Source organism: Actinomadura oligospora ATCC 43269 (genome assembly GCF_000518265.1).
GTDB lineage: Bacteria > Actinomycetota > Actinomycetes > Streptosporangiales > Streptosporangiaceae > Spirillospora > Spirillospora oligospora.
In genome coordinates, this window is sequence record NZ_JADG01000004.1 from 155657 (window position 1) to 178536 (window position 22880).

19 protein-coding genes are annotated in these 22880 nt (G+C 73.8%); all 19 read right to left on the bottom strand.

Annotated features, from left to right (window positions below):
* Positions 1-179: 179 nt before the first annotated feature.
* The 19 genes from P696_RS0105245 to mraZ all read right to left on the bottom strand — a co-directional run bounded on the left by P696_RS0105245 (position 180) and on the right by mraZ (position 22826).
* On the bottom strand, positions 180-1628 hold the full coding sequence (locus P696_RS0105245; RefSeq protein ID WP_026411495.1) for a hypothetical protein: 1449 nt from the start codon (positions 1626-1628) through the stop codon (positions 180-182).
* Positions 1629-1781: 153 nt separating this feature from the next.
* Positions 1782-2726, bottom strand: coding sequence for a DivIVA domain-containing protein (locus tag P696_RS0105250; RefSeq protein WP_026411496.1), 945 nt, complete (start codon positions 2724-2726; stop codon positions 1782-1784).
* A 50-nt stretch (positions 2727-2776) separates the two neighbouring features.
* On the bottom strand, positions 2777-3061 hold the full coding sequence (locus P696_RS0105255) for a YggT family protein (RefSeq protein WP_026411497.1): 285 nt from the start codon (positions 3059-3061) through the stop codon (positions 2777-2779).
* A gap of 24 nt (positions 3062-3085) precedes the next feature.
* Complete coding sequence (locus tag P696_RS0105260) at positions 3086-3649, bottom strand: cell division protein SepF (RefSeq protein ID WP_026411498.1); 564 nt, start codon at positions 3647-3649, stop codon at positions 3086-3088.
* Between the two features lie 120 nt (positions 3650-3769).
* On the bottom strand, positions 3770-4492 hold the full coding sequence (locus tag P696_RS0105265; protein ID WP_026411499.1) for a YggS family pyridoxal phosphate-dependent enzyme: 723 nt from the start codon (positions 4490-4492) through the stop codon (positions 3770-3772).
* Positions 4473-5228 (bottom strand): peptidoglycan editing factor PgeF, encoded by a 756-nt coding sequence (pgeF, locus tag P696_RS0105270; protein ID WP_051467097.1) that lies wholly within the window; start codon positions 5226-5228, stop codon positions 4473-4475. The genes P696_RS0105265 and pgeF overlap by 20 nt, the downstream gene beginning before the upstream one ends.
* An 11-nt stretch (positions 5229-5239) precedes the next feature.
* On the bottom strand, positions 5240-6754 hold the full coding sequence (gene ftsZ, locus P696_RS0105275) for a cell division protein FtsZ (RefSeq protein WP_026411501.1): 1515 nt from the start codon (positions 6752-6754) through the stop codon (positions 5240-5242).
* A gap of 500 nt (positions 6755-7254) precedes the next feature.
* Complete coding sequence (locus P696_RS43440; protein WP_084337048.1) at positions 7255-8088, bottom strand: cell division protein FtsQ/DivIB; 834 nt, start codon at positions 8086-8088, stop codon at positions 7255-7257.
* A gap of 109 nt (positions 8089-8197) precedes the next feature.
* Positions 8198-9619 carry a UDP-N-acetylmuramate--L-alanine ligase gene (gene murC, locus P696_RS0105290; protein WP_026411502.1) on the bottom strand — a complete coding sequence of 474 codons (1422 nt, stop codon included), beginning with the start codon at positions 9617-9619 and terminating at the stop codon, positions 8198-8200.
* A complete protein-coding gene (murG, locus tag P696_RS0105295) occupies positions 9616-10722 on the bottom strand; it encodes an undecaprenyldiphospho-muramoylpentapeptide beta-N-acetylglucosaminyltransferase (protein ID WP_026411503.1) in 1107 nt (368 codons plus the stop codon). Before murG ends, murC begins: the two co-directional genes overlap by 4 nt.
* A 133-nt stretch (positions 10723-10855) precedes the next feature.
* Positions 10856-12142: a putative lipid II flippase FtsW gene (ftsW, locus tag P696_RS0105300; protein ID WP_026411504.1), complete on the bottom strand. Its 1287-nt coding sequence runs from the start codon at positions 12140-12142 to the stop codon at positions 10856-10858.
* A complete protein-coding gene (gene murD / locus P696_RS0105305) occupies positions 12139-13536 on the bottom strand; it encodes a UDP-N-acetylmuramoyl-L-alanine--D-glutamate ligase (RefSeq protein ID WP_026411505.1) in 1398 nt (465 codons plus the stop codon). The genes ftsW and murD overlap by 4 nt, the downstream gene beginning before the upstream one ends.
* Positions 13518-14576: a phospho-N-acetylmuramoyl-pentapeptide-transferase gene (mraY, locus tag P696_RS0105310; RefSeq protein WP_026411506.1), complete on the bottom strand. Its 1059-nt coding sequence runs from the start codon at positions 14574-14576 to the stop codon at positions 13518-13520. The genes murD and mraY overlap by 19 nt, the downstream gene beginning before the upstream one ends.
* The gene (locus P696_RS0105315) at positions 14573-15970 is read right to left on the bottom strand and encodes a UDP-N-acetylmuramoyl-tripeptide--D-alanyl-D-alanine ligase (protein WP_026411507.1); all 1398 of its coding nucleotides are present in this window, start codon (positions 15968-15970) and stop codon (positions 14573-14575) included. Before P696_RS0105315 ends, mraY begins: the two co-directional genes overlap by 4 nt.
* Positions 15967-17574: a UDP-N-acetylmuramoyl-L-alanyl-D-glutamate--2,6-diaminopimelate ligase gene (locus P696_RS43445; RefSeq protein WP_084336844.1), complete on the bottom strand. Its 1608-nt coding sequence runs from the start codon at positions 17572-17574 to the stop codon at positions 15967-15969. Before P696_RS43445 ends, P696_RS0105315 begins: the two co-directional genes overlap by 4 nt.
* Before the next feature lie 93 nt (positions 17575-17667).
* Positions 17668-19416 carry a peptidoglycan D,D-transpeptidase FtsI family protein gene (locus tag P696_RS43450; RefSeq protein WP_064743950.1) on the bottom strand — a complete coding sequence of 583 codons (1749 nt, stop codon included), beginning with the start codon at positions 19414-19416 and terminating at the stop codon, positions 17668-17670.
* A gap of 619 nt (positions 19417-20035) precedes the next feature.
* Entirely contained in the window at positions 20036-21109 is a 1074-nt protein-coding gene (gene ftsL, locus P696_RS52070; RefSeq protein WP_051466888.1) for a cell division protein FtsL, read from the bottom strand.
* The gene (gene rsmH, locus P696_RS0105335; protein ID WP_026411509.1) at positions 21106-22092 is read right to left on the bottom strand and encodes a 16S rRNA (cytosine(1402)-N(4))-methyltransferase RsmH; all 987 of its coding nucleotides are present in this window, start codon (positions 22090-22092) and stop codon (positions 21106-21108) included. Before rsmH ends, ftsL begins: the two co-directional genes overlap by 4 nt.
* A gap of 302 nt (positions 22093-22394) precedes the next feature.
* A complete protein-coding gene (mraZ, locus tag P696_RS0105340) occupies positions 22395-22826 on the bottom strand; it encodes a division/cell wall cluster transcriptional repressor MraZ (protein ID WP_026411510.1) in 432 nt (143 codons plus the stop codon).
* Positions 22827-22880 lie beyond the last annotated feature (54 nt).

The following is a 22880-nucleotide window of genomic DNA, read 5'->3' on the forward strand; positions in this document are numbered from 1 at the left end:
CCAGACGCTAGGCGCGGAACGATTCGACACCGATCGAACCATCCCTGCAGCGCCATGACGGCGCAGACCGCCGCCCTGCGTGACGGACGCGCCCGCACGGCGACACGGCCCCGAACATCAGAACGGCCGCCCGTACGCGGGCGGCCGTTCCGGTCGTCTCGGGTTGAAAGGGATGCGGGTCAGTCGCGGGCGTGCTCGCGGTCGGGCTGGCACACCAGGCACGGCGTGCAGCCGCGCTCCTTGGCCTCGCTGCGCGGCAGGGACTCCAGGTCCTCGGCGTCGTCGCCGATGTCCTCGATCAGCGCGCAGTCGGGACGGTGGTACCGCTTGGTGCCGCTGAGGATGCGCACCTGCGGCTCCTCCTCGGCGGCGGCCTCGTCCTCGGACGACTCGGCGTCCTCGGTCTTGACCTCGGCCTTGTCCGCAGCCTCGTCGGCCTCGGGCTCCGGCTTCGCGTCCGCCGCGTCAGTCGCGACCTCGTCGGCCTCGTCCTCGGCGACCTCGGCCTTGCCGGACGGCTCGTCCTCGTCGGCGGACTCGCGCGGACGGGGCGGAGCGGCGGCCACCGCGACGGCCTCCTCCTCCGCCTCCCCGGGCTCGTCCTTCTCGGCCTCGGGCTCCTCGACCGGAGCCGCAGCCGCCTTCTCGGCGATCGTGGCGACCGGAGCGTCCTTCGCCTCCGGCTCGGACGTCACCTCCGTGCTGGCGGCCTCTGAGGGCTTCTCGGCGACTTCGTCCCGCTTCGTCTCGGTCTCGGGCTTCGTCGTCGGGAGGGGGATGTCCATCAGCGTGGGCCCGGCCGGCGGAGCCTCGTTCTCGGGCTCGGACGCCGGCTCGGCCACCGGGATGTCGGGAAGCGTGACATCGCCGCGACCGGACGGGGCGGGCGGGGCGCTCGCGGCCGGAGTCGGCCACGCGGACGGCACCGACGGGGAGTCGGCCACGGGAGGCGCGGCGGGCGCGGGCGGAGCGGGCGGCGCGGCAGGGGACGCGGCGGACGCCACGGGACCGCGGGGAGCGGAACCGGACGGCGCGTCACCCTGCTTGCCACCGGGCGCCCCGGCAGCGGGCCCTCCTGCGGTGGACGGAGCCCCGACGGAGACCGAGGCCCGCGCGGCGAGCGCGGTGTCGGGGAGGCAGGCGGTGCAGGGGCTGAAGCCCTCTTCGCGGGCCTCCGCGTAGGTCAGCTCCTCGGTGTCACGACCGGCGAGCTGGCGGCAGGTGTCCAGGTGGTAGCGCTTGCGGCCGCGCACGACGAAGACGATCGCGTCGTCCGGAACGTCCGCGTGCTGCGGCGGGATCGCGACCTCGTCGTCCGGGTCGCCTTCGCCGGCGTGCTGCGCGGCGCCGTGCGCCGCGGCCTGGCCGGCGGTCTTGCCCTTCTTGGCCTTCTTGCCCTTGCGATCGCGGCGGGGGGAGGCCGCGCCACCCCCGAAGATCTCCTTGCGGCGCAGGAACACCCCGACGAGCAGGCAGAGCGCCGACACCAGGCTGACCGCGATGGACGTGTAGATCACCGCGATGGCGTCCACTCCGAACACCTGCGCGCTGTCGCCGTTGCCCGCGACGATTCCCGCCACCAGCAGGGCGATCGCCACCACCACGAGTACGCCACTCAGGATGATCACAGGGTCTCTCTCTTCCCTACGGGCCGCGCCCCGGACCGCGGTAAGGCCCGGAGGACACCGCCGATGTGCCCGGATACGCCGACGCCGCCGGGATGGCCCACGGCCATCCGCGGCGCGGCGATCGACAAGACACTATCGCCTGCGGGACAGGCGTCAGCGCCTCTCGTGCGGCGGGTTGTCGCCGGTGTGGAAGGCCCCGGTCGCCGAGTGCTGCACCTGCTGGGTGTGCTGGGGGGCGTCGGGGGTGCCGAAGGGGGAGGTCCCGGTCGGGGAGGGGGCGCCGGAGGGCGCGCCGTTGCGCTGGTCGGAGGCGGGGGCGGCGATGGGCTGCGGACCGGTCTGCGCGGGGCCGACCGCGGGGTTCGGGAAGGCGCCCGCCTCGGCGGACCCGGCCTCCAGGTCGCGCAGCTGGCCCTCCAGGTACACCTTCAGGCGGCTGCGGTACTCGCGCTCGAACGCCCGCAGGTTGTCGACCTCGCGCTCGAGCTCCTCGCGCTGCTGCACGAGGGAGCCCATGACCTGGCGGTGCCGCTCCTGGGCGTCCCGGTCCAGGGCCTCGGCGCGGGAGCGGGCCTCGGAGACGATCTGGTCGGCCTGGCGGCGCGCCTTGCCGAGGATCTCCTCGGCCTCGCGGCGGGCGCGGCCGAGCGTCTCGTCGGCCTCCCGGCGAGCGTCGGCGATGGCCTGGTCCGCGGTCTGCTGCGCGAGCGCCAGCACGCGGGCCGCGGTGTCCATGTTGTCCTCGCCGGACGGCTGGCCCATGCCGAGGCCGCCGCCGAGCTGGCCGCCCAGCTGCTGGCCCATGCCGAGCTGCGCCGGCTCCGGCTCGGGCTGCTGCTGGATCGGCTCCGGCCGCGGCGGCTCGGGGATCTTGGTGACGTCCGGCTTGGGTTCGACGATGGGCGCGGCCATGGCGGGAACCTTGCCGCGCAGGCACTCGGCCAGCTTCGCGCGGAGCTCCTCGTTCTCCTGGATGAGGCGGTCGAGTTCCGCCTCGACCTCGTCGAGGAACGCGTCCACCTCCTCCTCGTCGTAACCCGGCCTGAGCCTGGTGGTACTGAACTGCTTGTTCCGCACGTCGGCGGGTGTCAGCGGCATGTTCGTCTCCTTGGCGCGCTTGGAGTCTGTCCGGTAAGGACGGTATCTGATCAGAGCATCTGCACGAAGATGATCAAGACCCAGACCACAAGGAAGAGGAATGTGAAGCTGAGGTCCAGTGCCACGTTACCCAGCCGTACGGGTGGGATGAAACGCCGGAGGAATTTCAGTGGCGGGTCGGTGACGGTGTAGACGGTCTCGGCTATGACCAGGACCACCCCCGTCGGCCGCCACTCCCGGGCGAACGACCGCAGGACTTCGAGGACCAACCTCCCTATGAGGAACAGGAGGAACAGGTACAGGACGTATTGCAGGATCAGTCCAACGATATGCACGGACGCTCTCTCGGTCTCGGCTGCTCAGCTCTGGTTGAAGAACCCTCGTTCCGCCATCCGGGCCTTGTCCTCCGCCGTCACCTCCACGTTGGCGGGTGACAGGAGGAACACCTTGTTCGTAACACGCTCGATGCTGCCGTGCAGGCCGAACACCAGACCTGCCGCGAAGTCGACCAGGCGCTTGGCGTCACTGTCGACCATCTCGGTCAGGTTCATGATGACCGGCGTGCCCTCACGGAAGTGCTCCCCGATGGTCCTGGCTTCGTTGTAGGTCCTCGGGTGCAGCGTAGTGATGCGCGCAAGATCGGCGGCGGCGGAGGACTCGTAGAGCGCCACGGACCGCCGGTCCGGGGCCGCCGGGACGAGATCGCGTTCACGGTCCGCCACGTCGTCGGCTCGGGTAGGCTGAACGCCCGCCTCGTCCTCGCGGTGGCCCCCGCGCCGACCCGGGATCTGGTCGGTCTCGTCGTCGTAGACCTCGTACTCGTCATAGTCGTCGTACTTGTCGTACTTGCTGAACTTCTCGTCGTAGCGGTCGTCCTCCACAAGGCCGAGGTAGACCGCCATCTTGCGCATCGCGCTGGCCATACGCCCCTCCGTCGTCCTGTGGCCGCGGCACCGGCGCCCCCTGCCGGGCCTGGCGCCGCCGTCGGACTCTTCCGCCTGCCTGTAGAAACCGCCGTCCTGACGGCCACCACTGGGGGGACATTACCTGACGATTGCGCTCCGGCCGCCGAGCAACGCCGTACCGACACGCACGTGTGTCGCGCCACACGCGACGGCGGCTTCCAGGTCGCCGCTCATCCCCGCCGACATGATCGTGGCACCCGGGTGTGACAGTCGCACCTCATTTGCGAGGCGCGCGAGCCGCTCGAACGCGGGCCGCGGTTCCTCGCCGAGGGGGGCGACGGCCATCACGCCGCCCAGCTCGAGGCCCTCGGCGGCGGCGATCTGGTCGGCCAGGGCGGGCACGTCCGCCTGGGCCGCGCCCCCGCGCCCCTCCTTCTCGTCCAGGCCGACCTGCACCAGGCAGCGCAGCGTGCGGCCCTCCGCGACGGCGGCCTGGGACAGCGCCCGGACGAGCCGGGCCCGGTCCACGGACTGGACGACGCCCGCGTAGGACGCCACCGACTTGACCTTGTTGGTCTGGAGCTGGCCGACGAAGTGCCAGGTCAGGGCCAGGTCGGCGCATTCGGCCGCCTTGGGGGCGGCCTCCTGGTCGCGGTTCTCGGCGACCTGGGCGAGGCCGAGTCCGGCCAGCAGCCGCACATCGGACGCCGGGAAGGTCTTGGTCACCGCGACGAGCGTCACGTCCTCGGTGTCCCGGCCCGCGGCGGCGCAGGCGGCGGCGATCCGCTCCCGCACCTCCGCGAGGTTGGCCGCCAGTTCCTCCCGGCGGCCCGTGGACTCGCTAGAGGTGTTCGGGGTCATCGGTCAGGTCGTCCTTCAGCCATACGAATCCGGCGAACCGGCCGGTCTGGCCGTCCCGCCGGTAAGAGAAGAGGTCGGGGGTCTCGATGGTGCAGCGGGGGTCGACGCTGACGCCGGTCACGCCGCGTCCGGCGAGCTGCTCGACGATTCCGGCGCGGATGTCGAGGCCGGGGGTCCCGGCGCCGGTCGTCGCGTACGCCGCGGGCACCCGGGCGGCGACCTCGGCGCGCATGGCCTCGGGCACCTCGTAGCAGGAGCCGCAGGCGGCGGGCCCGATCGCGCCGGTGATCCGCGCGGGCTCGGCGCCGTGCTCGCGCATCCGGTCGACCAGCGCGGGGACGACCCCGGCGAGGGTGCCGGGACGTCCGGAGTGCGCGGCGCCGACGACGCCCGCGACCGGGTCGGCCAGCAGCACCGGGGCGCAGTCGGCGACCAGGACGGCCAGGACGAGGCCGGGGACCGTGGTCACGACGCCGTCGACGGCGTCGTCGCCCAGGTCGTCGGGGGACTTGACGAACGCGACGTCGGCGCCGTGCACCTGCCGCATCCAGACGGTGCGTCCGGCGTCGACGCCGAGGACGGCGGCGGCGTGCTCGCGGTTGGCGCGCACGGCGGCCGGGTCGTCGCCGACCGCTCCGCCGAGGTTCAGACCCGCGAACGGCGCGGGGCTCACGCCGCCGGCGCGGTCGGTGAACGCCGCGCCGACACCGGCGCCGAGGGGGATTTCGTTGATCACTGAGGGGGTGGTCACTTCAGGAAGTCGGGCACGTCGAGGTCGTCCTCGTCCTCCTCGAACACGACCCGCCGGTTGCGGGACGGCGCCGGGGCGTTGCCGGACTCGCCGGCGTGCACCCGGGAGGGGGCGGGCTCGGGACGCGGCGCGGGGGTGCGTCCGCCCTGGTCGGCGGCGGACTCGCCACGTCGCTCGTCCCGGTCGGCGGGCCCGGGCGCGCCGGACCCGGCCGGGCCGGGCGCGGCCTGGACCGGGGCGGGCCGCTCCGGCACCGGCGTGGGGGCCGGTGCCGCGGCGGCCTGCGCGACCGTCGTGTGCGTCGGGGCGTGCGCGGGCGGCTGGTGCTGCGGGCCGGACGGCTGGTGCCGCTCGGGCCGGTCGAGCTGCGGCGCGCCCGGACCCTGCTGACCCGGCTGGGCGAGCCCGGTCGCGGGCTCGGGGTTGCGGCCGACACGGCTCGGGATCGGGTTGGCGGGCGGCTGCGGTGCGGGCGCGGGCGCCTGCTGGCCGGACGGGTTGGGGGTGTTCTGCCGGGCCGGAGGAACCCGCCGCGCGTCAGCCTCCGGAGCCGGCCTGGTAGGGCGGCCCTCGTCGAACCCCGCGGCGATCACGGTGACCCGGACCTCGTCGCCGAGCGCGTCGTCGATGACCGCGCCGAAGATGATGTTGGCGTCCGGCGCGGCGGCGTTGGACACCAGCTGCGCCGCCTCGTTGATCTCGAACAGGCCGAGGTCGGAGCCGCCGGAGATGGACAGCAGCACGCCGTGCGCGCCGTCGATGCTGGCCTCCAGCAGCGGGCTGGAGATCGCCATCTCGGCCGCGGCCACGCTGCGGTCGTCGCCGCGCGCCGAGCCGATGCCCATGAGCGCCGAGCCCGCGCCGGACATGACCGACTTGACGTCGGCGAAGTCCAGGTTGATCAGGCCTGGCGTGGTGATCAGGTCGGTGATGCCCTGAACACCGGAGAGGAGCACCTGGTCCGCGGCCTTGAACGCGTCCAGAACGCTGACCTGCCGGTCGCTGATCGACAGCAGCCGGTCGTTGGGGATGACGATGAGGGTGTCGACCTCGTCCCGGAGTGTCTCTATTCCGGCTTCCGCCTGCATCGCGCGGCGCTTGCCCTCGAACGAGAACGGCCGGGTGACCACGCCGATGGTGAGCGCGCCGAGGGAACGGGCGATGTTCGCCACGACGGGCGCGCCGCCGGTGCCGGTGCCGCCTCCCTCGCCCGCGGTGACGAAGACCATGTCGGCGCCCTTGAGCACCTCCTCGATCTCCTCGCGGTGGTCCTCGGCGGCCTTGCGGCCGACGTCGGGGTTGGCCCCCGCGCCGAGGCCCCGGGTGAGCTCGCGGCCCACGTCGAGCTTGACGTCGGCGTCACTCATCAGCAGCGCCTGGGCGTCCGTGTTGATCGCGATGAACTCGACGCCCTTGAGTCCCTCCTCGATCATCCGGTTGACGGCGTTGACGCCGCCGCCGCCGATGCCGACGACCTTGATGACCGCGAGGTAGTTCTGCGGTGCTGCCACGACGAGGGGCCTTTCCGCTCGCTTATCTAATCGAGTCGGGGGTGAGGCCGGACCGGGCTCCGAACCCGGTTCAACCCTCACCCTCAACTTGAGGCTTACAGTTATGTCAACCTGATGACTGATACGGACAGTAGGGCGGGCCAACGGCCAGGGTCAACTAACCTCCCGCCAACCGCCCCGGCGTGTCGCGTGCGCGGACTTGGCGAGACTTGCCCTGGTTGGTACGGCCCGCCTCCGGACCGCGCCCCCGGGCCCGGCCTCCGGGCCCGTCGCCCGGTCCGCGCCCGGGTCCGGTCCAAGCTTCCCCCATCGGGACGCCCGAAGCGCTCCGACACACGGGAACCGTGCGTTCCGGCGGCACGACCAGGCGTGACCGCGGACGCGGCCCGCGGACGGCGGACGAGCGTCCGGCACCGGCCCGCGGAGCCCCCGGTCCCCTGCCGCATCCCCCGGCCGGACGGCCTGATCGGCGGACGCCCGAAGTGATCATCACCACGCCGCTAGTGCGTCGTGACCACTTCGGGCGAGCTGACGTCGACCGTGTTCGCGGACCGTCCGGCGGGCGAGCGGCGCAGCGCCTCGATCAGGCGCAGCTTCTCCGCCGTCCGCTCGTCCGAGCCCCAGACGACCGTCAGGCCGTCCGCGAGGTGCAGCGTCACCGCCTCCGGCGAGCTCGCCGTCACCTCGGCCAGCTTCCGCCGCAACGCGGCCGGGAGCCGCTCGATCACGTGCAGCGCCGCCAGGCTGGACGGGTCGGACGGCCCCGGCGCGGCCACCGACAGCAGCGGCAGCCCGGCCGGACGCGCCGTCCCGTCGGTGACCGTGACCCCGGACGCGTCGAGCAGGTAGTACCGGCCGTCCCGGTCGACCATGGCGCGCGGCGTGCGCTCGGTCACGACGATCCGGACCGTCCCGGGCCACTGGCGCTCGACCTTCGCCGACGCCACCTCCCGCAGCCGCCGGACGCGGGCGCGGACCGCGCCGGTGTCGAGCCGGGCCATGGGCGAGCCGAGCGAGATCCCGGCCGCGCCCTCGATCCGGTCGCGCGGCGCGTAGTGGTTCCCGGCCACCTCCACATGTCGGACGACCAGCAGCTTCGAGCCGAGCAGCACCCATCCGGCCGCGCCGAGCACGCCCACGACCAGCAGGGTGACGAACGCGACCTTCCACCGGTTCGGGCGGCGCCGCGCGGGCGGACGCCGGACCGGCTGACGGCCCGAGGCGCGCGCCGACGCGGACGGCCCGGAATCCGGCCGTCCGCCCTCGTCGCGTGCGTCCCCTCGCGTGTGTCCTCCGCCGTGCACCGTGTGCCGCCTCGTCCCAGCCTCGGTCATGCCCTCCAGGATGACCGCCGGCCGCCCGGAAGCCACGCCTCCACGCCGCGCCGCTGCTCCCCCGGGCCGCCCGGCTCCCCAGGACCGCCCGCCCGTCGCCGTGGCCCGGTCAGGCGTCCGCCAGGCGCTCCAGGATCACCGGGCCGAGCCTGGTCACGTCGCCCGCGCCCAGCGTGATCACGAGGTCGCCCGGCCGGGCGAGCCCGGCCACGACGTCCGGGACCTCGTCGAACACCGGCGCGTACACCGTCTCGGTGCCGTCCGGCACGCGGTCGGCGATCAGCCGTCCGGTCACGCCGGGCTCCGGGTCCTCGCGCGCGCCGTAGACGTCCAGGACGACCGCGACGTCGGCCAGGCCCAGGGCCTCGCCGAACTCGGCGGCGAAGAACCGGGTGCGGCTGTACAGGTGCGGCTGGAAGACCGCGACGATGCGTCCCTCGCCGTCCCGGCCGTCCAGGTAGTCGCGGGTCGCCGACAGGTCGGCGACCAGCTCGGTCGGGTGGTGGGCGTAGCTGTCGAAGACCTCGGCGCCCGCCGCCTCGCCCTTGCGCTCCAGGCGCCGCATCGCGCCGCCGAAGCCGCTCAGCCCCTCGCGGACGGTCTTCAGGTCGAGGCCGAGCGCGTGCGCGACCGCGACGACGGCTGCGGCGTTGAGGGAGTTGTGCCGCCCGGGGACGGTGAGGACGACCTCGCCGAGTCCGTCCGCCTCGCCCTCGATCGTGAACCGCGACCCGAGGCCCCGCGGGGTGAAGCCGGTCACGCGCAGGTCGGCATCGTCGGCCTCGCCGTAGGTCAGGACGCGCAGCCCGCGCGCCCGCGCGAGGTCGGCGAGCTCGCGCGCGACCGGGTCGTCGGCCCCGGCGACGAACGCGCCGCCGTCCCCGACCCGTCCGACGAACTTCGCGAACAGCTCCTTGACCTGCTCGAACCCGCCGTAGTTGTCCAGGTGGTCGGCCTCGACGTTGGTCACGACCGCGATGTGCGGCGTGTACATGAGGAACGAGCCGTCGCTCTCATCGGCCTCGGCGACGAAGACCTCGCCGGTGCCCTCGTCCGCGCCGAGCCCGGTCGTGACCAGCTGCCCGCCGATGCAGTAGGACGGGTCGGCCCCGGCGTGCTGCAGGGCGACCGTCATCATCGACGTCGTGGTGGTCTTGCCGTGCGTCCCGGCGACGGCGACCGCGCGGCGGTCGGCCATCAGCGAGGCGAGCGCCGCGGACCGGTGCAGGACGCGCAGGCCCCGCGCGCGGGCGGCGGCGAGCTCGGGGTTGCCCTCCCGGATCGCCGACGAGATCACGACGGTCTCGGCGTCCCCCAGATGGGACGCGTCGTGCCCGACGAAGACCTTCGCGCCGAGCCCGGCGAGCTGGCCGAGCAGCTCGGAGTCCTTGGCGTCGCTGCCGGAGACGGTGATGCCGCGCTTCAGCATGATCCGGGCGATGCCCGACATGCCCGCGCCGCCGATCGCGATGAAGTGGACCCGGCCCAGCTCACCGGCCGGGACCACCGCGGACGGGTCGACCAGGCTCATTGGCCCTGCCCCTGCTGGTGCGCGGCGCGGACGACGTCGTAGACCATGCGGGCGAGCGCCACGTCGGCGTCCCGGCGGCCCATCCGGCCCGCGGCCTCGGACATGTTCGCCACCCGGGCCGGGTCGCGCAGGATCGGGATCAGGTGCCCGGCGATCCACTCGGGGCTGAGCTCGGCGTCGTCGATCAGCAGGCCGCCGCCGTTCTGGACGATCGGCTCGGCGTTCAGCCGCTGCTCGCCGTTGCCGATCGGCAGCGGCACGTAGACCGCGGGCAGCGCCACGGCCGACAGCTCGGCGCAGGTCATCGCGCCCGCGCGGCACATCGCCATGTCGGCGGCGGCGTAGGCGAGGTCCATCCGGTCGCAGTAGGGGATGGTCACGTACTGCGGGGCGCCGGCCGGGCCCGGGTCGGGCACCTCGGTGTTCTTCGGGCCGACGATGTGCAGCACCTGGATCCCGGCCGCGCGGAACGCGGGCGCGGCGGCGACCGCGTTGCGGTTCAGCGACCGGGCCCCCTGGGACCCGCCGAAGATCAGCAGGGTGGGCAGCTCGGGCAGCAGGCCGAAGTAGGAGCGGGCCTTGTCGCCCATCGCCATCCGGTCCAGGTTGGCGATGTCGCGGCGCAGCGGGATCCCGACGAACTTGGCGTTCGGCAGCGGCGAGTCGTGGTGGGAGACCGCGACGTGGTCGGTGAACCGCGAGCCGAGCTTGTTGGCCAGACCCGGCTTGGGGTTCGCCTCGTGCACGATGATCGGCACCTTGCGCTTGCGCGCGGCCAGGTAGCCGGGGGTGGCGACGTACCCGCCGAAGCCGACCAGCACGTCCGCGCGCATCTGGTCCAGGACGCCGGCGGCGGCGTTGATCGCGCCGCGCAGCCGTCCGGGGACCGACAGCAGCTGCGGGGTCAGCGTGCGGGGCAGCGGCACCGGGGGGATCAAGGCGAGCTCGTAGCCGCGCTGCGGGACCAGCCGGGTCTCCAGGCCGCGCTCAGTGCCGAGGCAGACGATCCCGGTGTTCGGGTCGTGGCGGCGCAGCGCGTCGGCGAGGGCCAGGGCGGGCTCGATGTGTCCGGCGGTGCCGCCGCCGGCCAGGACAACCCTCATGCTCGTTGACAACTCCTCAGCGTGTCCTCAGCGGGTTCGGTGCGCGGGTGCGGACGTCGTGCGGGCGGGACGACCCCCGCCCGCCCGGTCGCTCCGTCCGGGCGGGGGCGGGACCGTCCGGCGCTCGTCCGGGTCATGACCCCCGCGGTCCGAGTCCCAGCCAGCTTAGAGCCCGGGACAGCGGTCCGGGGCCGCGTGCGGCGAGCGCCTGCCTCGCGCCGGGCTCCCGCTTGGCGAACGCCAGCAGCATCCCGAGCGCGATCAGCGTGGGGATGAGGGCCGATCCGCCGTAGGAGACCAGCGGCAACGGGATGCCTGTGATGGGAAGCACACCGATGACCGCGCCGATGTTCACGATGGCCTGGACCACCAGCCAGGCCGTCGAGCCGGCCGCGGCGAGCCGGGTGAACGGGTCCTTGACGCGGCGCGCGATGCGCAGCCCGGCGTAGGCGAGCAGCCCGAACAGGCCGAGCACCACCAGCGTCCCGACCAGCCCGAACTCCTCGCCGATGATCGCGAAGATGAAGTCGGTCTCGGCGTGCGGCAGGAAGTCCCACTTGGCCCGTCCCTCCCCCAGCCCGGTGCCGGTCAGGCCGCCGGACGAGAGCGCGTACAGGCCCTGGGTGCCCTGGTAGTTGAAGGTGAGCTGGTTGCCGGACTGGTCCAGGAACCCGGTGAGGCGCTGCATCCGGTACGGCTCGACCACGATGAGGATCGACACCAGCAGGGCGACGAGCCCGGCGATGCCGACGAACAGCCGTCCGGGCGCGCCGACCACCCACAGCAGCGCCAGGAAGATCGTCAGGAGCACCAGCGTGGTGCCGAGGTCGTTGCCGAGCATGACCAGCAACACCAGCAGGCCCGCGCCGGGCAGCAGCGGCATCAGCAGCGGACGCCACTCGGTGAGCTGGCCGAGCTTCTCCTTGCGGGCCAGCAGGTCGGCGCCCCACAGGACCAGGCCGAGCTTGGCGGGCTCGGACGGCTGGATCTGGATCGGCCCGAGGCTGATCCAGCGGGTCGCGCCGCCCGCCGCGCGGCCGAGGCCCGGCACCAGCACCAGGGCGAGCGCCGCGACCGACAGCAGCAGCATCGGGAACGCCAGCGCCCGGAACCCCTTCAGCGGCAGCCGGGACGCCGCCCACATCCCGGGCAGGCCGATCGCCATCCACATGGCCTGCTTCTGCACCAGCGTGTACGCCGAGCCGGTCTCCTGGAGCTGCTTGACGCTGGACGCCGACAGGACCATGGTCAGGCCCAGCGCCAGCAGCATCACCGAGCAGCCGAGCACCAGGTAGTACGAGGTGAGCGGACGGTCCAGCAGCCCGACCGCGGCGGCGACCTGCTCGCGCGGCCGGGGCCGCGCCGGACGGTCGCCGCCGGTCTTCGCCTGGTCCCGCTCCGCCGCGGGGGCCGCGCTCATGCCCGCGCGACGAGCCGCCGGACCGCTTCGGCGAACGCGTCGCCGCGCGCGCCGTAACTGGTGAACATGTCGAAGGAGGCCCCGGCCGGGGCGAGCAGCACGGTGTCTCCGGGGCGCGCGAGGGCGGCGGCGCGGGTCACGACTCGGTCCATCGCCCCAGTGTCGGTGTCCGGAACGTCCACCACGGGGACATCCGGCGCGTGTCGCGCGAGCGCTTCGGCGATCCGCCCCCGGTCCCGTCCGATCAGCACCACGGCGCGGAGCCGGTCCGCGCAGGACGCGACCAGGTCGTCCACGTCGGCGCCCTTGAGCAGGCCCCCGGCGATCCACACCGCCGACCGGCAGGACGCCAGCGAGGACGCGGCGGCGTGCGGGTTGGTGGCCTTGGAGTCGTCCACGTAGTCGACGCCGTCCACGTTCGCGACGTGCGCGATGCGGTGCGGGTCGGGCACGAAGGCCCGCAGGCCCTCCCGGACGGCCTCGGGCGGCACGCCGAAGGCGCGGGCCAGGGCCGCCGCCGCGAGGGCGTTGGCGACGTTGTGCGGCGCGAACGGCTTGACGTCGCCCAGCTCGGCGAGCTCGGCGGCGGTCGTGCGCGGGTCGTCCACGAACGCCCGGTCGACGAGCAGCTCCTCGACGACGCCGAGCTGCCCGGGCGCCGGGACGTCGAGGGTGAACCCCCTGGCGTCCTCGGGCCCGAGCCGGGTCGACACCGGGTCGTCGGCGTTCACCACCGCGACCGAGCCCGGCGTGTAGATCTTGCCCTTGTCCTCGGCGTACGCCTCGAACGTGCCGTGCCAGTCGATGTGGTCGGGGGCGACGTTCAGCACCGCCGACGCCAGCGGCCGGACGCTGGACGACCAGTGCAGCTGGTAGCTCGACAGCTCCACGGCCAGCACGTCGTGCTTCTCCAGCACCGCCTCGACGATCGGCGTGCCGACGTTCCCCACCGCGACCGCGTCGTGCCCGGCCGCGGTGAGGATGCACGTCAGCATCCGGACGCAGGTGGTCTTGCCGTTGGTGCCGGTGAGGGCGAGCCAGGGGGCTGCGTCCGCCGGACGCAGCCGCCAGGCGAGCTCGACCTCGCCGTAGATCTCGATCCCGGCGGACGCGGCGGCGGCCAGCAGCGGCACGTCGGGCTTCCAGCCGGGCGAGGTGACGACGAGGTCGGTCCCCCCGGGCAGGGTGTCGCCGTCCCCGAGCCGCACGGTCACGCCGTGCCGCTCGAGGTCGGCCCCCTGCTCGCGGGACGCCTCGTCGTCGCGGGCGTCCACGATCGTCACGCGCGCGCCGCGTTCGGCCAGCACGCGCGCCGCGGCCCGCCCGGAGACCCCGAGCCCCGCGACGACGACGTGCCGTCCCTCGTAGGACTCGGTCACTTCTTCGGCATCCATTCCAGGTAGAACAGGCCGAGCCCGATCGCGGTGAACAGCGCCGACATCAGCCAGAACCGCACGACGATCGTCGTCTCCGCCCACCCCGACAGCTCGAAGTGGTGCTGGAGGGGCGCCATCTTGAACACCCGTTTCTTGGTCATCTTGAACCCGCCGACCTGGATGATCACCGACAGCGTGATCATCACGATCAGGCCGGACAGGACGCCCAGCAGGAACTGGGTGCGGGTCAGGATCGCCAGGCCCACCAGGACGCCGCCGAGGGCGAGCGAGCCGGTGTCGCCCATGAACACCTTCGCCGGGGGCGCGTTCCACCACAGGAAGCCGAACACGCCGCCGAGCACCGCCGCCGCGACGACCGCGAGGTCGAGCGGGTCGCGGACGTTGTAGCAGTTCGGCGCGAGGGCGAACTCGCAGGAGTTGCGCAGCTGCCAGTTGCCGATCAGCACGTACGCGGCCAGCACCATGGCGCACGGGCCGGCGGCGAGGCCGTCCAGTCCGTCGGTGAGGTTCACGCCGTTGGACGTCGCCGCGATCAGCAGCAGCGCCCAGATCACGAACGGGATCGCGCCGATCGCCGGCCCGAAGTCGCGCAGGAACGACAGGTGCGCGTCGGCGGGCGTGATGTCCAGGTGGTTCGGGAAGTTCAGCGACCCGACCGCGAAGACGACGCCGACCAGGATGATGCCGATCATCTTGGCGCCGGAGCGCAGGCCGAGGCTGCGCTGCTTGAAGACCTTGATGTAGTCGTCCACGAAGCCGACCGCGCCGAGCCCGGTCATCAGGAACAGCACCAGGCCGCCCGAGACCGTCGGGCTGGTGCCCGTCAGCAGGTGCGCCGCGCCGTACCCGACGAGCGACCCGAGGACGAACACCGTGCCGCCCATCGTGGGCGTGCCGCGCTTCTTCAGGTGGGCCTCCGGGCCCTCCTGCCGGATCATCTGGCCGTAGCCGAGCCGGTTGACGATCCGGATCCACACCGGCGTGCCGACCATGCCGAACAGCAGGGCCACCCCGGCGGCGATGATGATGTTGGTCATGCCCGGGCACCCCCCGAGAGCAGCGCCTCGGCGACCCGTTCCAGGCCCGTCACACGAGAGCCCTTCACCAGTACGACGTCCTGCGGCCGAAGCCGCTCACCGAGCGCGGTAACCGCCGCGCCGACGTCATCCACCTGTACCAACTCTCCCGTCCATGCCGCCACCTGGGCGGCCCCTTCGGCCACCGCGGCCGCGGCGTCCCCGACGACCACGAGGCCGGCGACGCCGCTGCGCGCGACATGCTGCCCGATCTTGACGTGTTCCGCGACCGAGGTGTCGCCGAGTTCGGCCATCTCGCCCAGGACCGCGAAGGCCCGGCGGCCCCGCGCGAGGTGCGTGAGCACCTCCAGCGCGGCCCGGGTCGACTCCGGATTGGCGTTGTAGGCGTCGTTGATCACCGTCACGCCGTCGGCGCGCTCGGTGACCTCCATCCGCCACCGGCTGCGCGGCCCGGCGGCCGTCAGCGCCTCCGCGACGTCCTCGACCGGCATCCCGGCGGCGCGGGCCACCGCGGCGGCGGCCAGCGCGTTCGGGACCATGTGCGCGCCCGCCAGGCGCAGCGCCACCGGCGCCTTGCCCTCGGGCGTGACCAGGGTGAACCTGGGGCGTCCGGCGTCGTCGAGCGACTCGTCCTCGGCCCGGACGGTCGCGCCCGCGTCCCGGCCGAAGGTGACCACCAGGGCCCCGGTGCGGGACGCCATCGCCGCCACGAGCGGATCGTCGGCGTTCAGGACGGCCGTGCCGTCCGCGGGCAGCGCCTCGACGAGCTCGCCCTTCGCCCGGGCGACGGCCGCCTGGCTGCCGAACTCGCCGAGGTGCGCCGACCCGACGTTCAGCACGGCGCCGATCCGCGGACGGGCGATCCCGCACAGGTAGGCGATGTGGCCGACGCCGCGGGCGCCCATCTCCAGCACCAGGTGCCGGGTGCCGGAGTCGGCGCGCAGCGCGGTCAGCGGCAGCCCGATCTCGTTGTTGAACGACCCGACCGGCGCGATCGTCGGCCCGGACCGCTCGACCACCTGGGCGATCAGGTCCTTGGTGGAGGTCTTGCCCGCCGACCCGGTGACCCCGGTCACCACGGCGTCCGGCAGCTCGGCCAGCACGCCGCGCGCGAGCAGCCCGAGCGCCTCCTGGACGTCCGGCACCACCACGGCCGGCCCGTCCACCGGACGGGCCGCCAGGACGGCGCTCGCGCCCCCGGCCAGCGCCGCCGGGGCGAAGTCGTGCCCGTCGGCCCGCTCGCCCGGCAGCGCCACGAACAGCGCGCCGGGGCCGGCCTCCCGGGAGTCGATCACCACGGGCCCCCGCACCACCGGCTCCGGCCCGTCCGGCGGAAGGCCGGTCACGACGCCGCCTGTGAGCCCGGCGATCCTCGACAGCGGAAGTGGGATCACGCCTGCGTCCCGTCCCCTCTCACGTCCTGCCCGTTCGACGCGCCGGTCCCCGCCGGGGTTCGCCCGGCGGCGTCGCGGTCGCGGTCCCGCGCGCGGTCCTGCTGGGCGCGGATCGCGGCGCGGACGACCTGGCGGTCGTCGAACGGGTGTACCTCACCGGCCACGTACTGGCCCTGCTCGTGTCCCTTGCCCGCGACGACCACGACGTCGCCGCGACGGGCCCGGCCGATCGCCAGCGCGATGGCGGCCGCGCGGTCGGGCTCGACCACGATGTGCGCGCGCTCTGACTGGGGGACCTTGAGCCCGCCCTCGACCATAGCGGCGAGGATGCCCAGGGGGTCCTCCGACCGCGGGTTGTCGTTGGTGAAATACGCCATGTCGGCCAGCCGCGCGGCGGCCTCGCCCATCAGCGGGCGCTTGCCGCGGTCCCGGTCGCCGCCGCAGCCGAGCACGATCGTCAGCCGCCCCTCGGTGACCTTCCGCAGGCTCGTCAGGACCGCCTCGACCGCGCCGGGCTTGTGCGAGTAGTCCACCAGCGCCACGTACTCCTGGCCCTCGTCCACGCGCTCCAGGCGGCCGGGGACGCCGGTCAGCGAACCGACCCCCCGCACGGCCACCGGCAGCGTGATCCCGGCCTCCACGAGCGCCACGATCGCCGCCAGGGCGTTCGCCACGTTGAACGGCCCGGGCAGCTGCACCGCCGCGTCCGCCTCGATCCCGCCCGGGCCGAGGACGCGGAAGACGCTGCCGTCCGCGCCGATCCGCACGTCCACCGCCCGCCAGTCGGCCTCCGGGTCGCCGGACGCCGAGAACGTCGTGGTCGGAATGGTCGCGATCGACAGCAGCTCGCGGCCGTACTCGTCGTCCAGGTTCACCACGCCGACCCGGCTGTACCCCGGCGTGAACAGCTTCGCCTTCGCCAGGAAGTAGTCCCGCATCGTCGGGTGGTAGTCCAGGTGGTCCTGGGACAGGTTGTTGAAGATCGCGACGTCGTACCGGGCGCCGCCGACCCGGGTCTGCTCCAGCGCGTGGCTGGACACCTCCATCGCCGCCGCGCCGACGCCGTGCTCGCGCATCATGGCGAACAGCGCGTGCAGGTCGGTCGACTCGGGCGTGGTCAGCTCGCCGGGGACGGTCTCGTCCCCGACCCGGATCTCGACGCCGCCGACCAGGCCGGTGGTGGTCCCCGCGGCGCGCAGGCCCGCGTCGAGCAGGAACGTCGTGGTGGTCTTGCCGCTGGTGCCGGTCACCCCGATCAGCGTCAGGTCCCCCACCGGGTCCCCGTACACCCACGAGGCCGCCGTGCCGAGCACGGCGCGCGGGTCGTCCACGACCAGGACGGGCAGCCCGGTCGCCCCGGCCCGCTCCAGGCCCCCCCGGTCCGTCAGGATCGCCGTGGCGCCCTTCTCGGCGGCCTGGGCGGCGAACTGCGCGCCGTGGGCGCGCGCGCCCGGCAGCGCCGCGTACACGTCTCCGGGCAGCACCGCGCGCGAGTCGTGCGTGATCCCCGACACGGTCACCCCGGACCACTCGTCCGCGGCCGGAAGGCCCAACGTCGACGCGAGGCCGGTCAGCGGACGGGCCGGGTTGGAGGTCGGGCGCATGGCGTGTCTTTCGGTGCGGGCCGGAGCCGGAGGTGTGCGGAGATGCGGGGTCAATGGTGCGGAGGTCACGGCGGGTCAGGGTACTCGCTGCGCTCAGTCGCCGGCGTAGATCTTGACGGACGGCGCGCGGCTTCCGCTCGGCGGGATCTTGCGGGTCTGCAACGCGAAGTTCATCACGTCCTTGAACACCGGCGCCGCGACATCGCCGCCGAAGTAGCTGCCGCGGGTCGGGTGCTGGAGCACGACCTGGACGACCAGCTGCGGCGCGTCGGCCGGAGCGAACCCGGCGAACGAGGCCGTGTAGCCGCCGTCCTCGTAGGTGCCGGTCCTCGGATTGATGATCTGCGCGGTGCCGGTCTTGCCCGCCACCCGGTAGCCCGGGATCTGCGCCTTCGGAGCGGTGCCCTCCTTGGTGGTGACGCCCTCCAGCATGTCGCGGATCTCCTGGGCCGTCCGCTGGCTGATCACCCGCTTCTGCGCGGGCGCGGGCGCGGGGGCGAACGCGCCGTCCTCGCCGGTGGTGCCCGCGACCAGGTTCGGCGCGACCCGGACGCCGCCGTTGGCGATCGTCGAGTAGACGCTCGCCATCTGCAGCGCGTTCACCGACAGCGACTGGCCGAACGCGATCGGGTACCGGTCGGTGCCCGACCACTGCTTCGGCGGGCTGAGCTGTCCCGCGGTCTCGGCGGGCAGCCCGATCCCGGTCTTCTGGCCGAACCCGAAGTCGCGCAGGAACTTGTAGAGCGTGTCCTGGTCGATGTGCTCGCTGGCCAGGATCGTCCCGACGTTGCTGGACCTGGCGAGCACCCCGGCGAAGGTCAGGTTCTCGGTGCCGTGCTGCTCGGAGTCGTGGAACGTCCGGTCGTACCTGCGGACGCTGTACGGCACCCGGAACGTCGACTGGGGGGTCACCCCGCCGCGCTCCAGCACCGCCGCCGCCGTGACGACCTTGCCCGTGCTGCCCGGCTCGTACGCCTCCTGGACGAGCGGGCTCCCCCACCGGCGCCAGTTGGACTTGCCGTAGTCGTTCGGGTCGTAGCCGGGCGCGGACGCCATCGCGAGCAGCTGGCCGTTGCGCGGATCCATCACGATCACGCTGCCGCTGCGCGCGCCGGTCGCCCTGACCTGCGCCTCGATCGCCTGCTGCGCCTTGTACTGGACGTCGCGCATCAGGGTCAGCCGGACGCCCTTGCCGGGCACCGGCGGGCGCTTCTGGTCCTCGCCCATCGGGATGTGCTGGCCGTCCGGGCTGATCTCGATGCGCTGCCATCCGGCGCGTCCGGCGAGCTGCTTGTTCAGCGAGTACTCCAGGCCCGCGCCGCCGCGTCCCTCGGCGTTCACGAACCCGATCACCCCGGCCGCGAGCGAGTCGTTCGGGTACTGGCGCCGGTACTCCGGATAGGTGCCGATGCCGAGGAACCTCATCCCCAGCACCAGGCGCGCCTGGTCCGGGCGGACGCCGTGCGCGAGCACCTCGTACCGGCTGTTCGGCCGCGACAGCCGCTTCATGAGGACGGCCTGGTCGAGGCCGAGCATCGGCGCCAGGGCGCCCGCGATCTGCTGCCGCTTCTCCGGCTTGATCACGCTCGGGTCGGCGTAGATCAGCCGCGCCTCGACCGTCATCGCGAGCGGGTTGCCCTGCGCGTCGGTGATGTCGCCGCGGACGGCGGGCAGGTCGATCTTGCGGAGCCGCTGTTCCAGCGCCCGCGCGGTGTAGTGGCCCGACTCGATCGTCTGGAGCTGGACGAGCCGTCCGGCGAACAGCGACAGCACGAACGCGACGACGAGCAGGCCGGCGTTCAGCCGCTTCATCGGGTCGCGGCGGCGGAACGGCACCCGCATCTTGCGGCGCGGCGGCCTGCGCGGCGGCCCGCCGCGCCCTCTGGGCCCGCCGGCGGGCCTCGGCCGGTGCGGTCCGGGCCTGGTGCGTCCGCCCTCGGACGGGCGCGACCGGTTGCTTCCGGACGCGCGCGTACGCCCGCCGTCGCTCGTGCGCCCATCGGACGTGCGCTTGCGACCGTCCGAGGTGCCCTTGCGTCCGCTCGCGCTGCTCTTACGGCCGCTGCCTGTACCGGAACGGCCGTCGGACGTGCGGGCACTCTCGCCGCGACGTCCGGGCGTTTCCTTGCCCTCGCGCGCGCGTGCGGACCCGTCCTTCGCCTTACCCGAGCGGGACGAGGGGTCGGTGTCGCCCCGGCCCTGCGACGGCTTGCCGTCCTTCTTGGGGCCGTCCTTGCGCTGCGGGGGGACCATGCCGTTACGGGCCGGTCGCCGGGCGGCTGAGCCGCCCGGCGACCGGGGTGGGGTGTTACCCGTGTTGCGTCCGGACGCGCGCGCCGCGCCCGGACCGTTCTTCTCGTCCCGCCCTGCCGAGCCGCGTGGTCCCCTCCCCTGGGGTCCCCGCCCGCGCCCGGACGGCGGACCGGCGGGACGCCGGCTCACCGCGCCTCCCGGGCCGCCCTCACGGCGTCACCCGCCCGCCGCCCGCGCTCGGCACGCCCTCGCCCGGGATGATCGCGCCGGGCACGCCGAGCACGCCCACCGCGCCCGCGGTCGAGGCGGCGCCGTTCGGCACCGGACGCACTCCGCGGTTGCCGGTGACCGTGCCGTCCGGCGAGATCCACGCGGGCTGCGTTGGCGGCCGCATGTTGAGCCTGCGGGCCTTCTCGTCCAGCGAGGACGGGGCCTCCTCCCGCGCGATGTCGCCCTGCATCTGCTGGCGCTGCTGGTCGAGCAGCTTGTTGTTCTGCTGGAGCCGCGACAGCGTGAACGCGTCCTCGGCGAGAACGGTGTTGAGCAGCAGCAGGCTCGCCAGCGCGCCGCCCAGCAGCCCCACGATCAGCAGGACGAACGGTGTCCGCGGCGGAGCCGACTGCCGGACCGCCCGCGCCGTCCGCCGGGCCGGGCCCGACTTCGCCGCCCGGGTCTTGGCGCCCGCCTTCGGGGCGGTCTTGGTCGCGGCCTCGGAGCGCGTCCGCGTCTTCGTCCTCGCGGACGCGGTCTTCACCGACGCGCCGCCACGCGCGGACGAGGCGTCCCGCCCCTCCTCCGCCGCCCGGCCACGCCCAGACCCCGCCGAACCGCGCCCCGCCGTCCCCTTCGCGCCACGCACATCCGCGTCACGAGCGGAACCCTTCGCGCCGCGCGCCTCCGCCTCACGGGCGGACGTCCTCGCGCTGCGCGCGTCTGCGTCACGGGTGGAACCCTTCGCGCCGCGTGTGTCCGCGTCACGAGTGGAAGTCTTTGAGCCGCGTGCGTCCGATGTGCGCGTGGAGGTCTTCGCGCCGCGTGCGTCCGCGCTGCGAGTGGACGTCTTGGTGCGGCGTGTGTCCTCGCGGGTGTTGGCGTCCGTGTCGCGGGCGGGCTTCGCGCCGGGCGCGGTGCGCGTGCGGGCGTCCTCGGGCGCGTCGGCGGGGCGGGCGCGCTTGGCGTCCGGGCGGGGCGGCGTCGGGCGCTCGGGCCTCGGGCGGCGCTCACGGCGCTGCTTGGGCACGGGCGGGGTCGCGGTCCCCGGCTTGCGTGTCCGTGTGCTCATCTGGCCTCCCGGACCCGCTCGGCGGCGCGCAGCCGCACCGACCCGGCCCGTGGGTTGGTCTCGGTCTCGGTCTCGGACGCCACCTCGGCCCCGCGGGTCAGCAGCCGGAAACGCGGCTGGTGCTCGGGCAGCGGGACGGGCAGGTCCGGCGGGGTCTTGTCGGCGGTGGCCTCGACGAGGACCTGCTTGGTGATGCGGTCCTCGAGCGAGTGGTAACTGAGCACCGCGACCCGGCCGCCGACCGGGAGGGCGTCGAGCGCGGCGGGCAGGGCCCGCCGCCAGATCTCCAGCTCGCCGTTGACCTCGATCCGGAGCGCCTGGAAGGTGCGCTTGGCCGGGTTCCCGCCGGTGCGGCGGGTCGCGGCCGGGATCGCGTTGCGGACGAGCTCGGTGAGCCGCAGGGTCGAGTCGAGCGGCTTCTTGGCGCGCTCGCGCACGATGGCGGACGCGATGCGCTGGGCGAACCGCTCCTCGCCGTACTCGCGCAGGATGCGGGCGAGATCGCCGGGCGGGTAGGTGTTGACGACCTCGGCGGCGGTGAGGGACTGCGTACGGTCCATCCGCATGTCGAGGGGAGCGTCGTAGGAGTAGGCGAAACCGCGGTCGGCCTCGTCCAGCTGCGGCGAGGAGACGCCGAGGTCGAACAGGAGGGCGTCCACGTTCGGCACGTCCAGCCGGTCGAGCACGGCGGGGATCTCGTCGTAGATCGCGTGTTCGAGCGAGACCCGGTCGCCGAAGCGCTCCAGCCGCTTGGCGGAGCGCTCCAGCGCGTAGGTGTCCCGGTCCAGGCCGATCAGGTGGAGCGTCGGATGGGCGGCGAGCATGGCCTCGGCGTGGCCGCCCATGCCGAGCGTCCCGTCCAGGTAGACGGGCGTCCGGCCGGCGTCCACGGCCGACTGGACGGCGGGCGCCAGGATCTCAAGAACGCGGTCGAGCAGTACCGGAATGTGACCGGCCTGCGCCGCGTGGTCGCCCACGTCCATGCTCCACCCCCATGTTGGTGCCACCTTGCTCGCGGTATACGTGGCATCGGCGGCCGGCGGCGTGCGCCGTCCGGCCGTCTCCCGTCGGTGCCGGCGCCCTCGTGGAACCCCCTGGTCCAGGCGCCGCCGGCGGCCTCGTCCGGCCAGGTCCCCATCCGCTGCCCTTGAGGAAGATCACCGCGTCACCGCGGGGGGTCGCCTTCTGGCGCCGGGGAAGCTGCGCCAGAGGGCCTGGAGAGCGGCTGGAGACCTGGCCGAACGCTGGCCGGTGCCGGTCTTCGGAACCGACGTTCGGCAGATCGTCAGAGGATCCCGGGCAACACCTCCTCGGAGATGTCGGCGAACGCCTGTTCCTCCTGCTCGAGGTAGGACTCCCAGGCGCCGCTGTCCCAGATCTCCAGGCGCGTGTTCGCGCCGATGACGGTGCAGTCGCGGGTGAGCCCGGCGTACTTCCGCAGCGGCGGCGGGATCGTGATCCGGCCCTGCTTGTCGGGCAGCTCGTCGGACGCGCTGGCGAAGAAGACCCGGCCGTAGGCACGCACGGTGCGCTCGGTGACGGGCGCGGCACGAAGCGCCTCGGTGATGCGCTGGAACTCCGCCATGGGGAAGACGTACAGGCAGCGTTCCTGGCCCTTCGTGATCACCAATCCCCCCGACAGCTCCTCGCGGTACTTCGCCGGCAGGAACAGTCGTCCCTTGTCGTCGAGGCGCGGCGTATGGGTGCCGAGGAACACCGGCCCCACCTCCCGCGCCGCATGAGGCGCTACCGCTCCCCACGGCGCCCCACT